Source organism: Bowmanella denitrificans (genome assembly GCF_039522935.1).
Classification (GTDB): Bacteria; Pseudomonadota; Gammaproteobacteria; order Enterobacterales; family Alteromonadaceae; genus Bowmanella; species Bowmanella denitrificans.
The window spans coordinates 36,065-52,232 of sequence record NZ_BAAAEI010000021.1 but is presented as its reverse complement, the minus strand read 5'-3'; the positions used below and the strand labels follow the sequence as shown (position 1 = coordinate 52,232).

At 50.4% G+C, this 16,168-nt stretch carries 17 protein-coding genes; 12 read left to right on the top strand and 5 right to left on the bottom strand.

The features are described 5' to 3' along the window. Positions 1–143 precede the first annotated feature (143 nt). Complete coding sequence (gene radA / locus ABD028_RS16865; protein WP_102795672.1) at positions 144–1,508, top strand: DNA repair protein RadA; 1,365 nt, start codon at positions 144–146, stop codon at positions 1,506–1,508. On the opposite strand, the gene ABD028_RS16860 is transcribed toward radA, so the two are convergent. Both ABD028_RS16860 and ettA read right to left on the bottom strand, forming a co-directional pair. Further along, positions 1,505–1,972, bottom strand: a complete 468-nt coding sequence (locus tag ABD028_RS16860) for a PilZ domain-containing protein (protein ID WP_102795671.1) — start codon at positions 1,970–1,972, stop codon at positions 1,505–1,507. The two genes, radA and ABD028_RS16860, sit on opposite strands and share 4 nt — an antisense overlap. A gap of 172 nt (positions 1,973–2,144) precedes the next feature. Further along, complete coding sequence (gene ettA, locus ABD028_RS16855) at positions 2,145–3,812, bottom strand: energy-dependent translational throttle protein EttA (RefSeq protein WP_343846425.1); 1,668 nt, start codon at positions 3,810–3,812, stop codon at positions 2,145–2,147. 229 nt (positions 3,813–4,041) lie between these two features. On the opposite strand from ettA, the gene glyA reads away from it, so the two are divergent. Further along, the gene (glyA, locus tag ABD028_RS16850; protein WP_343846423.1) at positions 4,042–5,298 is read left to right on the top strand and encodes a serine hydroxymethyltransferase; all 1,257 of its coding nucleotides are present in this window, start codon (positions 4,042–4,044) and stop codon (positions 5,296–5,298) included. Between the two features lie 132 nt (positions 5,299–5,430). Beyond that, entirely contained in the window at positions 5,431–6,600 is a 1,170-nt protein-coding gene (locus tag ABD028_RS16845) for a transporter substrate-binding domain-containing protein (RefSeq protein WP_102795668.1), read from the top strand. Here ABD028_RS16845 and ABD028_RS16840 read toward each other — a convergent pair. Beyond that, positions 6,590–8,233, bottom strand: coding sequence for a methyl-accepting chemotaxis protein (locus ABD028_RS16840; RefSeq protein ID WP_245921456.1), 1,644 nt, complete (start codon positions 8,231–8,233; stop codon positions 6,590–6,592). The genes ABD028_RS16845 and ABD028_RS16840 overlap by 11 nt on opposite strands. Positions 8,234–8,494: 261 nt before the next feature. Between ABD028_RS16840 and ABD028_RS16835 the strand changes: the two genes are divergently transcribed. After that, complete coding sequence (locus ABD028_RS16835) at positions 8,495–9,415, top strand: porin (RefSeq protein WP_343846420.1); 921 nt, start codon at positions 8,495–8,497, stop codon at positions 9,413–9,415. 8 nt (positions 9,416–9,423) lie between these two features. On the opposite strand, the gene ABD028_RS16830 is transcribed toward ABD028_RS16835, so the two are convergent. After that, the gene (locus ABD028_RS16830) at positions 9,424–9,852 is read right to left on the bottom strand and encodes a DUF6265 family protein (RefSeq protein ID WP_343846419.1); all 429 of its coding nucleotides are present in this window, start codon (positions 9,850–9,852) and stop codon (positions 9,424–9,426) included. Between the two features lie 133 nt (positions 9,853–9,985). On the opposite strand from ABD028_RS16830, the gene nrdR reads away from it, so the two are divergent. The 8 genes from nrdR (at position 9,986) to ABD028_RS16790 (ending at position 15,867) form a co-directional block, all read left to right on the top strand. Then, the gene (gene nrdR, locus ABD028_RS16825) at positions 9,986–10,435 is read left to right on the top strand and encodes a transcriptional regulator NrdR (protein WP_102795665.1); all 450 of its coding nucleotides are present in this window, start codon (positions 9,986–9,988) and stop codon (positions 10,433–10,435) included. 1 nt (position 10,436) lies between these two features. Then, positions 10,437–11,567: a bifunctional diaminohydroxyphosphoribosylaminopyrimidine deaminase/5-amino-6-(5-phosphoribosylamino)uracil reductase RibD gene (gene ribD / locus ABD028_RS16820; protein WP_343846416.1), complete on the top strand. Its 1,131-nt coding sequence runs from the start codon at positions 10,437–10,439 to the stop codon at positions 11,565–11,567. A 3-nt stretch (positions 11,568–11,570) separates the two neighbouring features. Then, complete coding sequence (locus ABD028_RS16815) at positions 11,571–12,239, top strand: riboflavin synthase (RefSeq protein ID WP_343846414.1); 669 nt, start codon at positions 11,571–11,573, stop codon at positions 12,237–12,239. Positions 12,240–12,301: 62 nt separating this feature from the next. Then, positions 12,302–13,408, top strand: coding sequence for a bifunctional 3,4-dihydroxy-2-butanone-4-phosphate synthase/GTP cyclohydrolase II (ribBA, locus tag ABD028_RS16810; RefSeq protein WP_343846412.1), 1,107 nt, complete (start codon positions 12,302–12,304; stop codon positions 13,406–13,408). A gap of 110 nt (positions 13,409–13,518) precedes the next feature. Next, positions 13,519–13,992, top strand: coding sequence for a 6,7-dimethyl-8-ribityllumazine synthase (ribH, locus tag ABD028_RS16805; RefSeq protein WP_102795661.1), 474 nt, complete (start codon positions 13,519–13,521; stop codon positions 13,990–13,992). A gap of 3 nt (positions 13,993–13,995) precedes the next feature. Next, positions 13,996–14,418 (top strand): transcription antitermination factor NusB, encoded by a 423-nt coding sequence (nusB, locus tag ABD028_RS16800; protein ID WP_343846409.1) that lies wholly within the window; start codon positions 13,996–13,998, stop codon positions 14,416–14,418. Positions 14,419–14,423: 5 nt separating this feature from the next. Next, positions 14,424–15,386, top strand: coding sequence for a thiamine-phosphate kinase (thiL, locus tag ABD028_RS16795; protein ID WP_343846407.1), 963 nt, complete (start codon positions 14,424–14,426; stop codon positions 15,384–15,386). Further along, entirely contained in the window at positions 15,355–15,867 is a 513-nt protein-coding gene (locus ABD028_RS16790; protein ID WP_343846405.1) for a phosphatidylglycerophosphatase A family protein, read from the top strand. Before thiL ends, ABD028_RS16790 begins: the two co-directional genes overlap by 32 nt. 65 nt (positions 15,868–15,932) lie before the next feature. Here ABD028_RS16790 and ABD028_RS16785 read toward each other — a convergent pair whose 3' ends face one another. Beyond that, positions 15,933–16,163 carry a CHAT domain-containing protein gene (locus ABD028_RS16785; RefSeq protein ID WP_343846403.1) on the bottom strand — a complete coding sequence of 77 codons (231 nt, stop codon included), beginning with the start codon at positions 16,161–16,163 and terminating at the stop codon, positions 15,933–15,935. Positions 16,164–16,168 lie beyond the last annotated feature (5 nt).

The following is a 16,168-nucleotide window of genomic DNA, read 5'->3' as shown; positions in this document are numbered from 1 at the left end:
CCTGAAAGCGTGAAAACCATATAGATACTCATTACTTCTGTCTATTTTTTTTCCAACTATTTGTTGCAGAGTTTGTTCTTCACTCCGATTTATGAACAAAGCTGGTATGCTTAGCGCCATCATTGGATCTTATTCGTTTGGCGATGGCAAAAAGAAAAACAGCCTTTGTTTGCAGTGACTGCGGTGCAGAATTCCCGCGCTGGCAGGGCCAGTGCAATGATTGTGGTGCCTGGAACACCATTTCGGAATTTGTTGTCTCACCGGCTAAAAGCGGTGTCGACAACCGCCGACATGGTTATGCCGGGCAAACATCGGCGCAGGTGCAGACCCTTAACAATATAGACTTACAGGCACTGCCGCGTTTCTCTTCCGGTTTTAAAGAACTGGATAGGGTGTTAGGCGGGGGAGTGGTGCCAGGTTCAGCCATTTTGATTGGCGGCTCACCTGGTGCAGGTAAAAGTACCTTGTTATTGCAAACCATGTGTAATCTAGCCAAACAGCGCGAAGCACTGTATGTCACTGGTGAGGAGTCACTGCAACAAGTGGCACTTCGGGCGCACCGGCTGGGTTTACCTACCGATAAATTGAAATTGCTGGCAGAGACCAGTATTGAAACAATCTGTGATGTGGCGTTGACACATAAGCCACAACTGATGGTTATCGACTCCATTCAGGTTATGCATGTGGCTGATGTGCAATCGGCACCGGGCAGTGTATCTCAGGTCAGGGAAAGCGCAGCTTATTTAACCCGTTTTGCCAAGCAGCAGCATATCGCCATGTTGATGGTGGGGCACGTAACCAAGGATGGCAGCCTGGCTGGCCCTAAAGTGTTGGAACATTGCATAGACTGTTCAATGATGTTGGAAGGGGATGGCGATAGCCGTTTTCGTACCTTGCGAGGGCAGAAAAATCGTTTTGGCGCAGTTAACGAGCTAGGGGTTTTTGCCATGACGGATAAGGGCTTACGTGAAGTCAGCAATCCGTCGGCGATATTTTTAAGCCGTGAAGAAGAGGCATCGCCGGGGTCATTGGTGATGGTGATTTGGGAAGGCACACGACCTCTGCTGGTTGAGATTCAGGCGCTGGTGGACTATTCACAAATGGCTAATCCACGTCGCCTGGCGGTGGGACTCGACCAAAATCGCCTGGGTATGTTGCTGGCGGTTCTGCATCGTCACGGCAATATCCAAATGAACGACCAGGATGTGTTTGTGAATGTGGTGGGTGGGGTTAAGGTCAATGAAACCAGCGCCGATCTGGCATTGTTGATGGCGATGATTTCCAGTTTCCGTAATCAGGCCCTGCCACGCGAATTGATCGTGTTTGGGGAAGTGGGACTGGCGGGGGAAATTCGCCCTGTACCCAATGGCGCTGAACGCTTGGCTGAAGCCGCCAAACACGGCTTTACCCGGGCTATTGTGCCGGTAGCCAATATGCCTAAACAGCCAATTCAAGGCATGCAGGTGACCGGGGTAAAACGCTTGGCTGAGGCCCTTGAAGCACTTTAATGGTCTCCCTCATCTGGTGACGCGAGCGCCTCCAGCTCGCGTTTTAATAAAGAGTCATCGCCCACATTCAATTCGATAAGACGACGCAGATTAGAGGCACTATCGATATCAATCATATTGATTTTGATACCCACCTGGTTGTCATCTGCGTGCATAATCTGGCCATCCAGCATAATGCTACTAGCCATGCCCGGCAAACTTACCACCAACAGTACAGATTCTTTCTGATCGGCACTAAAGTCGTGCGGGCAGGTTATCAACACCCCTTTTAGGGAAATATCTACCAAGCCGCATTGCCATTTACGCTGCCCCTGACGCAGTTCACAAGGCGCGGAAAAAACAATGCGGGTAAATTTTCGACGGTTTTCTGTTGTCATCGTATTAGGCCTGACCATATTGGTATAAGCATAGTCACAGATACACATAAAATACATATTCAATCTAAAGCTAATTGTATGATTCATAGTGGAAAAACCAAGCCTGCAAGCGAAATTTGCTGATAACTCAGTACTGGCAGTATCTGGCGGATGGTCTGGGGCAAAAATAGCAGTGTGGTTTAATAACAAAAAACAGCAGGTCTGGCCTGCTGTTTTCTACTGGAATGCTGCAGCCTCCTGCTGCAGGTAGTCGAACCATTTACTTACTGATTTTCTTGTACTTCAGTCTGTGTGGTTCGACTACGTCCTTACCAAAGTTTTCTTTGAGCCAGGCTTCGTAGTCGGTGTAGTTGCCTTCGTAGAAGTTCACCTGACCTTCGTCGCGGTAATCGAGAATGTGGGTGGCCACCCTGTCCAGGAACCAGCGGTCGTGCGAGATAACCATGGCGCAGCCTGGGAATTCCAGCAATGCGTTTTCCAATGCGCGCAGTGTTTCCACATCCAAATCGTTGGTTGGTTCGTCAAGCAGTAGCACGTTGCCACCGGCTTTTAACAGCTCTGCCAGGTGCAATCGGTTGCGTTCACCACCAGACAGATCCTTAACAAATTTCTGCTGGTCGTTGCCTTTAAAGTTAAAGCGACTGACATAAGCACGGCTGTTAATTTCAAAGCTGCCGATACGCAGAATATCCTGGCCGTTAGACACTTGTTGCCAAACGGTTTTGTCACCATCCAAGTGGTCGCGGAACTGTTCAACGCTGGTCAGCTTGACAGTATCACCCACCACAATTTCACCACTATCAGGTTGTTCAATACCGCTTAGCATACGGAACAACGTGGATTTACCGGCACCATTGGGACCAATAATGCCAACGATGGCACCCTTGGGCATAGTAAAGCTTAAATCGTCGATCAGTACCCGGTCGCCATAGGATTTACGCAGGTTTTTAACCTCAATCACTTTGTCGCCCAGACGCTCGCCGGGTGGGATAAAGAGTTCGTTGGTTTCATTACGTTTCTGATAATCGCCGCTGGACAGCTCTTCAAAACGCGCCATACGTGCTTTGCTCTTGGCCTGACGCCCTTTGGCATTGCTGCGTACCCATTCCAGTTCCTGTTTGATGGAGCGCTGGCGGGCTTGCTCGCTTTTCTCTTCCTGTTCCAGACGTTTGTCTTTTTGCTCAAGCCAGGACGAGTAATTGCCTTCCCAAGGAATGCCGTGACCGCGGTCAAGCTCCAGGATCCATCCGGCCACGTTATCCAGGAAGTAACGGTCGTGGGTAATTGCGACCACTGTGCCTTCATAGTCGTGCAGGAAGCGCTCTAACCAGGCCACAGATTCTGCATCCAGGTGGTTGGTGGGTTCGTCCAGCAACAGCATATCGGGTTTTTCAAGCAGTAATCGGCACAGTGCCACACGGCGACGTTCACCACCAGACAGCTTACTGACATCGGCATCCCAGGGCGGCAAACGCAATGCATCGGCGGCACGTTCCAGGGCATGGTCCAGATTGTGCCCGTCTTTAGCCTGAATAATGGCTTCCAGTTCCCCTTGCTCCTTGGCCAGCGCATCAAAATCCGCGTTTTCTTCTGCATAAGCCGCATAGACTTCATCCAAACGCTTCAGCGCATACACCACATCTGCGACAGCCTCTTCGATATTGCCCCGTACATCTTTGCTTTCATCCAGGCGAGGTTCCTGCGGCAGATAGCCAATCTTAATGCCTGGCTGAGGGCGGGCTTCACCTTCAATGTCTGTGTCAATGCCGGCCATAATGCGTAGCAGTGTGGATTTACCGGCCCCGTTTAAACCCAAGACACCAATTTTGGCGCCAGGGAAGAAGCTGAGTGAGATATTTTTAAGAATTTCGCGCTTGGGCGGCACGATTTTGCCAACCCTGTGCATGGTGTAAACGTATTGAGACATGAAGTTCCAAGCTTTGCTGGTTTGAGATGACGGATATTCTAAACCAGATATCCATATGGTTAAAAGGCGCTGACCGGACGCTTTATAACAGTAAATTTTCGCTTATGGCGATTCGGTGGCAGGCAATGAGCGCTTACCTATGTACATCCGGGGTAAAATGACTAGAATATGGCCTCTTTTTCGCAGACCGAGCCGGCCAACGACGGCCCCCATTCCCTGAGGAGAAACGATGCTTTCACGCGCCATGAATATCCAAGATTTCGACCCTGAACTGTATCAGGCCATTCAGAATGAGACTCAGCGTCAGGAGCATCATATTGAGCTCATCGCCTCAGAAAACTATTGCAGCCCCAGGGTACTGGAAGCACAGGGCTCTCAACTGACCAACAAATACGCTGAAGGCTACCCGCATAAGCGTTATTACGGTGGTTGTGAATATGTGGATGTGGCCGAAGATCTGGCCATTGAGCGTGCCAAGCAACTGTTTGGCGCTGATTATGCCAACGTACAGCCTCATTCCGGCTCTCAGGCCAACAGTGCAGTATTTATGGCGCTGCTGGATGCCAATGACACTGTGCTGGGTATGAGCCTGGCTCACGGTGGTCACCTGACCCATGGCGCTAAGGTGAGCTTTTCCGGCAAAACATACAATGCGGTTCAGTATGGTCTGAACGAAGAAACCGGTGAAGTGGATTATGCCCAGGTTGAAGCGCTGGCCCTTGAGCATAAGCCGCGTATGATTATTGCTGGTTTTTCAGCTTATTCCGGCATTATGGACTGGTCGCGTTTCCGCGCTATTGCCGATAAGGTTGGTGCATACCTGCTGGTGGATATGGCGCACGTTGCCGGTTTAGTCGCGGCGGGCTTATATCCTAACCCACTGCCGCATGCCCATGTGGTGACCACCACCACGCATAAGACCCTGGCGGGTCCTCGTGGCGGTCTGATTTTGTCGTCCTGTGGTGACGAAGATATCTATAAAAAGCTCAACAGCTCGGTATTCCCGGGTAATCAGGGTGGCCCTTTGTGTCACGTTATCGCTGCTAAGGCCGTGGCCTTTAAAGAAGCGCTGCAGCCTGAATTTAAGGCGTATCAGCAACAAGTGATTGTGAATGCCAAGGCCATGGTTGCGGTGATGCAGGCGCGCGGTTACAAAGTGGTATCCAATGGTACTGAAAACCACCTGTTCCTGCTTGACTTGATTGACAAAGATATCACTGGTAAAGATGCGGACGCGGCACTGGGACGCGCCAATATCACGGTTAACAAGAACTCGGTACCCAATGATCCCCGTTCTCCCTTTGTTACCAGTGGTTTACGTATTGGTACACCGGCTATTACCCGTCGGGGCTTCAAAGAAGAGCAAGCTAAGCAGGTAGCGACCTGGATCTGTGATGTGCTGGACAATATGGGCGATGAGTCTGTGATTGAGCGCATCAAAGGCGAAGTGGTCAGCCTGTGCGAAACCTTCCCGGTTTATGCCTGATACATACTACAGGCAGACAAAAACGCAGCCTTGAGCTGCGTTTTTTTATTGCCGCTTTAGGCTACTGTTTCTATATATAAACTCGCTTACCCAAATTTTAATAGTGTCGAATCTGTTGATGGAACAACCAAGATGCATGGCTTGACCATTTTATCTCTTCTGTTATTGGATGGTGTGATATTGCCATCACAATTAACCTTAGCCACACAAAGCCCCTCAGCACTGCAATATGTGTTGAGTGAAGAGCAGGACAAGCGCGCGGTTAATACCATTGGTTGCATTATGAACAAGCTGGATATTGATCTCGAACTGTTGATGTTGCCATGGGCAAGAGCCAAACGTGAATTAAACGAAGGTAAGGTCGATGGCGTGTTTCTCACCTCGCCCGATGAAATCGCGGGGGGAATCAGCTCTTCACCTATCCTGCTTGAAAAATGGTTTCTATTTCAGCGCAAATCAGTTGTGGAGCAAGGGGCCAGGGACAGGCTTGGCGTGGTCAGGGGATCAGATATTGAGAACTGGCTATTAGACAATCAACTCTTGCCATTGATAAAAGCACGAGACACTGCACAGTTGGTTCAGCAATTTGAAGCGGGACGCATCGACTACTTTGTTGCAGACGATAGCCAGGTTCGCTTTCTTTTTAAAGCACCGGTTGGTCATCGTGAATTTCTGCGTTATGTTCCTAAAACCTTGACGTTTTCTGCCGCTGTTGTACAGCGTTTTCCTGACTTGCAGGAACAGTTTAACGCTACTATTGATAAATGCGATCCTCAGGTTCGAGCGCTATCTGATAGTGAACGTCAGCAGGTAAAGGACTTTATTACTGAACACCTTTTGCATCGTTTTAATGGCACGTTGCAGCCGATGATAGAACAGTGGCTACTAAGGGTTAAGGAGGCAAGCCCGGACATGCTGGAAAAGCTCGAAGCGCAATGGCAGGCAGAGTTACAAGGGACATCGGGGGCACTGATCAAACAGATAGTGCATAACGGGTTGGCGCAAAAGCTAAGAGACATTCAGCAAGAACTGAGTGTTATTGCTGAGCTTATGCTGACTCAGCAAAATGGCGAGTTAATTGCTGCATCAGTGGTGACCTCAGACTACTGGCAAGGCGATGAACTGAAGGTTCAGGCGCTGAGTTATCAGCCTCTGTATATCAGTTCATTGCACTATGATGCCTCAACACGCCAGTTTCTCACCCATGTCAGTCTGGCGTTATCCGCAAATGGGCAAAGGTACATTCTGATTGTTGGCGTGCGCCTAGAGCAACTGCTCAAACAAGGGGCACTCAGACTTTAAACCGCCCTACATTGTCATTCAGGCCCTTGGCCATACTGCCAATATCATCAGATACTTGTTTGGTGTCACCGACAATGCTGACACTCTGTTGCGACAAACCATGCAGGGCACTGATGCTGCGATTAATCTCATCCACCACCTGGCTTTGTTGTTCCGTGGCGGTGGCAATTTGATAAATCATATCATTGGTTTGATTGACCGCCCCCTCTACATCGGTGAGCGAGTGGCGGATTTTTTCTGACATCTGCACAACACCCTCAACCTGGTCGGTCCCACTATTAATTGCGTTAACCGCTTCAGTAACGCCACTCTGTAAACCCTCAATCATACGCTGGATATCTTCAGTTGATTGTTGGGTGCGGCTTGCTAGGGTTCGCACCTCATCGGCCACCACGGCAAATCCGCGCCCTTGTTCGCCCGCTCTGGCGGCCTCTATCGCTGCATTTAAAGCCAGCAGGTTAGTCTGCTCGGCAATACCCCTTATCACATCTAACACTTGCGCGATGCTTTTTGATTCATCGGCCAATTTTGTGATCACAGTACTGGCATGGCTGACTGCGCCGGAAAGTTTATTGATACTAGTGACGGATTCGCCCACTATGGCGGTTGAGTGAGTGGTTTTGTCTTTGGCTTCCCTTGTGCTGCTAAGTGCACTTTGTGCGTTGTTGGCTACCTCGTGTACGGCATGACTGAGTTGATTGACGGCGGTTGCGATTTGATCGAGATTTGAACCTTGCTCCCCGGCAATCTCTTTACCCTGTCTGGCAGAGTCATTGAGGCGGGTGACGGTTTTATCCAGGCGGTCTGCATCCATTTTGATCATTTTGATCAGCTCCTGCAGCTTCGCCATCAGGCCATTAAAGGTGCCAGCCAAGAGAGACAGTTCGTCTTTGCCTGAGCTATTCAGACGACCTCTTAAATCGCCTTCACCTTCACTGATGGTGGCTATCATACGGTTTAACTCGTTGACCCTGTTGGTAACTAATCTGGGACCCAGCACGATGCTGAGTCCGCTAGCCAATACAACCAGTAAAATAACCATCAGCAGAACATTGCGCTGCCGATCACCAGCCGCTTTGGCTTCCGCCGTTGTTCTGTCTGCAAGCTCTTTGACCATGGCGCCTGTCAAATCATAATGATTACGCAGTCTGGAAAAATCCGTCATAACCTTGGTACTGTTATAGGTTGCTGCCTCGGCTGTTTGCCCTGCGTCTGCCATAGCAAACACTTGTTTGGCAGCGTTGTGCCAGGTTTCATAATCCCGGTCAAAGTCTCTGATAGCTCTGGTGACATCCGGATAATCCGCCACCAAAGCGCGTACCTGATTCATGCGATCGAGGGCTTGCTGGGCATTTTCGTCAAACTCGTCACGCTCTTTTTGAAAATTCGCCAGACCCAGGTACTTCTTGGTGACATAGTTTTGTGAGGCAGTAAGCGCCTGGTACAGATCACGATCCGCATTTAAACCAATGTCTATCGCATTCATAAAGGTACTGGACAACAGATGGGCATCGGCAGACAGTCGTTTTCCGTTATTCATACTGAGAATACTGACGACGATCACCAGTACGCTAATGAGTAGCAGTGGCAGAGAAAACTTGGTACGAATAGTCAGATTATTCAACTCGATCATACAACGGCTTCCTTTGTGTCGGATACATCCTAAATTGTGTTAGACCAGGGGCAGCAAGGACCACTTTGTTAGAATAACCATAGCTCAAGTAGGTGAAGGTTAATAAAAATATCGAATGCTGCCTGACTTGTTGGGACAGGGGACATCAGCTGCACAAGATAACTCTTTGCAAGCCATGATTTTGTCAACTATAGGTAGGAGCTGTTTATGGTTACACCATTGAAAACAGCAGCTATGGGATTCACAACAGGGACATCGATTATGAAAAAATACCTGCTTCCTTTCTTACTTTGCTTGGTTGCCAATCCGGTTTCGGCAGAACTTAGTCAACAGGGAGAGTTTTACGCAAAGCTAAATGTTAACGGTCAATTAGCTGATGAGGGCGAGGACAGCTTCAGCGAAATTCGCAGCAATAATTCCTGGATAGGCGTAAAGGGCGATATCCGCCTGCAAGAAGCATTGTCAGTGGTTTACCGACTTGAATGGAAAGTCGATATTACCGGGGAAAAGGGCGTTGATAACCTGACGGAGCGTCCACAGTACGTGGGATTGCGAGGGCGTTTTGGCGAATTGACGCTGGGACGTAATTTTACAGCTCTGTGGATGGCACAGGGAAAAATAGATTTATACAACCACTATGAAGGTGATATTGCCGCCATTTGGAAAGGGGAAAATCGTCTGTCTGATGTGGCAACCTACACCTCACCAACATGGCATGGTTTTCATGCCGTGCTGACTTATCAGGCTGAGAAGTCCTCTGCAGGGGATGATGCTATTTCAGCAGGACTGTTTTATGGTGACGCTAACCTAAAGTCTTCCGCCTGGTTTGTCGCACTGGCACAGGACTTTGATGTGGCGGGCTTTGATGTCACTCGCGCCTCAGTTCAACATAAACTGGGCGCTGGCAAGCTAGGCATTATGTTGCAACGACAGGACCCCTCTGCTGGTGGTGACGCCCGTAATGGTGCTCTGGCCAGTTACAGTCATCGCTGGGGGGAATGGGAATGGCGCGCTCAGTTACAGAGTATGGAAGATGACAGAACCTACAACCTGGGATTCGATTACCATCTGGGTAAGCAAACTAAGGTCTATGCCTGGGCTGCTCATATTGAACAGGATGACAATCCTGATCGGCGCTATCTGGCCCTGGGCTTTGAACATAAGTTAAGTATTGATTTTTAATATCCGCATTATCTGGGTTGAAAAAGCAGGGTAAAGCCCTTGCTCTGTAAGTCTTCCACTCTGATATGCAATTGCTGACCGTCTAGCCGGTAATGCAGGCGCTGAGGGAAGTCGTGACCTGCGTTGACAAAAGTGGCACTATTCTCAGTGCAATATTGTAATGCGAAGGCAACGGGCAGCGCATTTTCACTGACCTTGGCCAGATAAAAGATTTGACCTTGCATCACCAGCAGACGCAAATCTTCACTGCTTTGTCCTTTGCTACTGTTGCTGCCTGCGTGCCCCTCAAAACTGTTGTCACTGACTTTTTGCCAGTTTTCCCACAAGGTTTTGTCGCCTTTTTGCATCTGCCACTGCCCCAACAACCAGGATAATGCGCCTAAGTTGTCACAGGTTGCTGCCGCTGAGGGATAAGCTATGGCAAGCAAAGCTGACATTAATAGTATTCTCATGATGCCTGGGCCTCTATGACTGTTATCCGAAGCGTTTTTTTGATAGCTTAGCGGCGGCTGCCAGGCTCTACAACTGTGAGAGCTTGTCGGTGGCAGAATTTTCCTTCCTGGAGTGACCATGTATTGTCCCTTTTGTTCTGAACAGGAAACCAAGGTAATTGATTCCCGACTGGTGGCCGATGGCCATCAGATCCGTCGTCGTCGTGAATGCCTTAAATGCCACGAACGATTTACCACATTCGAAACCGCCGAGCTGGTGATGCCCAAGGTCGTGAAACGTGACGGCTCTCGCGAACCCTTTAACGAAGAAAAGCTGCGCGCCGGTTTGCAGCGTGCACTTGAGAAACGCCCAGTCAGTACAGAACAAGTAGAGAAGTGTGTTAACCGGGTGATGTCTACGCTACGCGCCACAGGTGAACGCGAGGTGGACAGTAAACTGATCGGCAATGTCATTATGAATGAACTAAAGGAGTTGGACAAAGTGGCCTATGTGCGCTTTGCCTCGGTGTACCGCTCCTTCGAAGATATTCGCGAGTTCGGTGAAGAAATCGCCCGTTTGGGAGACTGACATGTCGCAATTCAGCCAAGCCGAGCATCAATGGATGGCTAATGCCTTGCAACTGGCAGAAAAAGGGCGTTATACCACCTCACCTAATCCAAACGTTGGCTGTGTGATTGTTTCTGCCCAAGGTGAACTGGTTGGAGAAGGCTGGCATCAGCAGGCTGGTGGCCCACATGCAGAGGTGTTTGCCCTAAGACAAGCCGGGGATAACGCCAAAGGAGCTACTGCCTATGTAACGTTGGAGCCATGCAGTCATTATGGGCGCACGCCCCCTTGTGCTGAAGGTTTGATTAAAGCCGGCATCAAACGTGTGGTGGCCGCTATGCAGGACCCTAACCCGCAGGTCGCGGGACGTGGTCTGCAAATGCTGCAAGATGCCGGAATTGATGTACAGGTCGGCCTGTTGAAAAGTCAGGCCGAAGCCCTGAACGCAGGATTTATTCAACGAATGACGCAGGGACGGCCCTTGGTGACACTGAAGCTGGCGGCCAGTCTGGATGGCAAAACCGCGATGGAAAATGGCCACAGTCAGTGGATTACCAGTGAACAAGCACGTTTGGATGTGCAGCGTGAAAGGGCGAAAAGCTGTGCCATTTTAACCGGCTCAGGCACCGTGATGATTGATGATCCCATGCTGAACGTGCGACTTGATGCAAATCAGTTGGGCATAGATACCCCGGTTGTACGTCAGCCTCTGCGGGTTATCGTCGACAGCCGTAACCAGCTCACCCCAGAATATCGTTTGTTTAGTTTGCCTGGGCCGATTCTGCTTGCGAACAAGTCAGTTAGCCCCCATTTGTACCCTAAACAGGTTCGTCAGTGGCATTGTCAGGAAAAGGGCAAGCGGGTGAGCTTGCCCGCACTGTTGACCCATTTGGCCGAGTCCGGGGTGAACAATTTGTGGGTGGAAGCAGGCGCGGCGCTGGCCGGTGCACTGTTAGAATATAAGCTGGTTGATACATTGATGCTGTATCAGGCGCCCAAGATCATGGGGGATAAGGCAAAGGGTTTGGCACTGATGCCAAGTCTGAGTCATATGCAGCAAGCCATTGCCCTGCGCTGGCAGGATATTCGCCAAGTGGGCGAGGATCTGCGCCTGACCGCCCAAGTTGTCTATCCATCTTCCCAAACGGAGTAACCTATGTTTACAGGTATTATTCAGGCCGTTGGTCATATTCGCGCCATTGAGCCCACCGGTGGTGATGTGCGTTTGACCGTTGATAGCGGCAAACTGGATATGAGCGACGTGGCACTGGGGGACAGTATTGCCACTAATGGTGTGTGCCTGACAGTGGTAGATTTTTCGTCGCAGCACTATGTGGCCGATCTTTCCGCAGAAACCCTGAAACGCTCCGGGTTTGCTCATTACAAGGTGGGACAGAGGGTGAATCTGGAAAAAGCCATGCTGGCGTCTACCCGTTTTGGCGGACATATTGTCAGTGGGCATGTGGATGGGGTGGGTGACATTTTATCTGTGCAAAGCAGCGCCCGTGCGGTGGAAATATGGGTACAGGCGCCGGATGAGCTGGCCCGCTATATTGCACAGAAAGGCTCAATTACCGTGGATGGTGTCAGCTTGACGGTAAACGATTTGGACGGCGCCAGATTTATGCTGACCTTGGTGCCCCATACCTTGAAAGAAACCAATATAGGTGATTATCAATCCGGCACTAAAGTTAACCTTGAAGTTGATGTGGTTGCCCGCTATTTAGAACGTTTGTTGCTGGGAGAAAAGGCCGCACAATCGGGGGCCAAAAAAGACATCAGTATGGCGTTTTTAGCCGAACACGGATATTTAAAAGGCCGCTAACGATACAACGAGGCTGCCGACAAATCGGTAGCAGATTTACCCTACAAAATTGAGTGGAGACTATGGCACTGAATAGCACCCAGGAACTGATTGACGATATCCGTCAGGGCAAAATGGTGATCCTGATGGACGATGAGGATCGGGAAAATGAAGGTGATCTGATTATGGCGGCGCAACATGTTACGCCGCAGGCCATTAACTTTATGGTGACCCATGCACGGGGCCTGGTCTGTTTGCCAATGACGGCGGAGCGTTGTAAACGCCTGAACCTGCCGTTGATGGTGACCAACAACGGTGCACAGTTTTCCACAAATTTTACCGTTTCCATTGAAGCGGCCAGTGGTGTTACCACCGGGATTTCTGCCGCTGATCGCGCGCGCACCGTGTTGGCTGCAGTGGCACCTGATGCTAAAGCCGGTGATATAGTTCAGCCCGGACATATATTTCCGTTGATTGCCAAAGATGGGGGAGTACTGAATCGGGCTGGACATACCGAAGCCGGAGTTGACCTGGCACGGTTAGCCGGGGCTGAGCCTGCCGCCGTGATTGTTGAAATTCTCAATGACGACGGCAGCATGGCCCGGCGCCCGGAGCTGGAAAAGTTCGCCGAAAAGCACGGCATAAAGATTGGTACTATTGCCGATTTGATTGAGTACCGGAACCTCAATGAAACCACCATTGAAAAAGTGGCAGAGTGCCGCCTGCCCACTGAGTTTGGTGAGTTTGACCTGATTACCTATAAAGATGAAATCGATGATCAACTGCATTTTGCCCTGCGCAAAGGCAGTATTGAGGGGGATGTGCCAGCACTGGTGCGGGTGCACCTGCACGATACCTTTGGCGACTTACTGGCGTCCCAGCGCTCATTAGATCGCAGCATGGGCCTGCATCAGGCTATGGCGCGTATCGCCGATGAAGGCGGTGTGCTGTTGATTCTGGGTAAGGAAGAATCCAATCAGGATTTGATTGCCAAGGTTCGCCAGTTTGAAGCCGAGGATAAAGGTGAACAAGCGCCTGCACCAGGTTGGACTGGAACATCCCGAACAGTCGGAGTGGGCTGCCAAATTCTAGCGTCTCTTGGGGTGCGTAAGATGCGGCTGCTAAGCAAACCGAAGAAGTATCATGCATTATCCGGCTTTGGCCTGGAAGTGGTGGAATACGTGAATTAAGCTCAACCTGGATGGAAACCATATTCCATCCAGCCTGCCTGTAATTTTAGCCATTCACCTAAACGGCGGCTGTGGTATGATACGCGCCGTTTTGATTATGGGGATAGAGCATGAATATCATCGAAGGTAACCTGCGCGCCACCGGCAAGAAATTTGCCGTTGTTGTGTCCAGATTCAACAGTTTTGTAGTGGAAAGCCTGGTGGAAGGCGCCCTGGACACGCTGGAGCGGGTAGGTGAGGTCAATGATCAGGATATCACTCTGGTACGGGTGCCTGGTGCTTATGAGCTTCCAGTGGTGGCTAAAAAATTGGCCGAAAAGCAAAAGTTTGATGCCATTATTGCCCTTGGAGCCGTTATTCGCGGTGGTACCCCACATTTTGATTTCGTGGCTGGTGAATGTAACAAAGGCCTGGCGCAGGTATCGTTAGAATTTGGTATTCCTGTAGCCTTTGGCGTTATCACTACCGACAGTATTGAGCAGGCCATTGAGCGTTCAGGTACCAAGGCGGGTAACAAAGGTGCTGAAGCGGCGATGGGCGCACTGGAAATGGTCAATGTCATCGACCAGATCGAAGGAGTCTGAGCGGTGAAACCATCTTCCCGTCGTAAGGCTAGAGAACTGGCGCTGCAAGGTATTTATTCCTGGCAGATGTCAAAAAATTCAGCCCACCAGATTGAACTGCACCTGGCGTCTACCAATGACATGACCAAGGTAGACCTGGCATTTTTTCAAGAACTGCTGCGCGCCGTAATCAATGACAGCGCCGAGCTTGATGCGAAAATTCGCCCTTACCTGGGGCGTTTGCCAGAAGAGCTGGACCCTGTGGAAAAAGCCATTCTGCGTCTGGCTACCTATGAGCTGGTAAAGCGTGTTGACGTGCCATACAAGGTAGTGATTAACGAAGCCATTGAACTTGCTAAGGCTTTTGGTGCCGAAGAGAGTCATAAATTCGTTAACGGGGTGCTGGACAAAGCGGTTCGTACCCTGCGCAAACACGAGCAAGCCTGATTCCTGTGAAAGAATTCGACATTATTGCCCAGTATTTCAAACCGCGTAGCCATGTGCGCCGGGACGTGCAATTGGGAATAGGGGACGATTGCGCCATTGTCAATGTGCCGCAAAATCAGTCCCTGGCAGTGACCACTGACACTTTGGTCAGTGGTGTGCATTTTCCCGAAAACACCCCCGCCAGGGCCATTGCCCATAAAGCGGTGGCGGTCAATCTCAGCGATTTGGCCGCCATGGGGGCGGAGCCTGCCTGGATTAGCCTGTCACTGGCCATGCCCAATGTGGATGAGCAGTGGCTGGACGAGTTCTCTTTGGGAATGCAGGAACTGACTGAATATTACTCGGTGCAATTGATCGGTGGTGATACCGTAAAAGGGCCTCTCAGTATTACCCTGACAGCACAGGGCTTTGTGCCTAAAGATCAGGCCTTGACCCGTGCCAAAGCTAAGCCAGGAGACTGGTTGTATGTTACCGGTACCCTGGGAGATGCCGGATTAGGGCTGGATATGCTGCAGGGGAAAATGGATGTACCACCAAAGCATCGTAATTTCGTTGCCAACCGTCTGAATTACCCTACCCCTAGAGTACTGGTAGGAACGATGTTAAGGCGCATCGCCAGCAGCTGTATCGATATATCCGATGGCCTGATTGCTGATCTACGGCATATTATGCAGGCATCAAATTGCGGTGCGATATTGCAGGTGGACAAATTGCCCTTGTCAGAGGCCATGCGCGACAGCGTTGCCGGGGAGCAGGCACTGCGTTATGCACTAACCGCCGGTGACGACTACGAACTATTGTTTAGCGTATCCGAAGAGCAGAAAGGCAATCTGGACCTGGCGATGACCACGGCCAGTGTGTCGGTCACCTGTATCGGCCAATTAAACGGTGTGCAGGGGAAACTGGAACTGCGCGATGGCAAGGAGCGTTACGCCTTTGAAGGACAAGGCTATCAGCACTTCAGCTAAATCCAATCCTGTACATTTACTAAGTCTGAAAAATCCTGCCCATTTCCTGGCGCTTGGATTTGGCTCAGGCCTGGCACCCTGGGCACCTGGTACATTTGGCAGTCTTGCCGCCGTGCCGCTGGTTTTACTGGCCGCTTTTAGCGGCAGTGCGCTTTATTTGCTTGTGACCTTGGCGGCTTGCGTGGCCGGCGTCTGGATCTGCGGTAAAACCGCCAGGGATATGGGGGTGCACGACCATAGTGCTATCGTCTGGGATGAAGTGGCCGGCATGTTGCTGACCTTTATGCTGGCGCCTGTCAATCTAACCACGCTGGTGGCTGGATTCATTCTATTTCGTCTGTTCGATATTGTTAAACCCTGGCCCATCAGCTATCTGGATAAGCATATTCATGGCGGTCTGGGTATTATGCTGGACGATATTCTGGCTGGCATACTGGCCTGCCTGAGCCTGCACGGGCTTATTTATCTGGGCTGGGTGTAATCGTCGCCTCTTGGCGTTGGTTTGGATAGACCATACCACCGGCGCTAAATGTGGCTCTCTAAGACTTATTTAGCGTAATGCGTATAAGCCGCCCAATAAAAAGGATGGCGGTAACGAGGATTGCTGGCAAATTCTATCTGGGTCTGTTGTAGCGCTTTAGCATAGTCTTTTGAATCCCCCAGATATCGATAGAAACTCAGCATAAATTCAGCGGAAACTTTATCCGAAATTGGCCACAGCGTAGCGATAACGTTGTTGACGCCGCTGACCAGAAAGCCTCTTGCCATACCTTGCAAGCCTT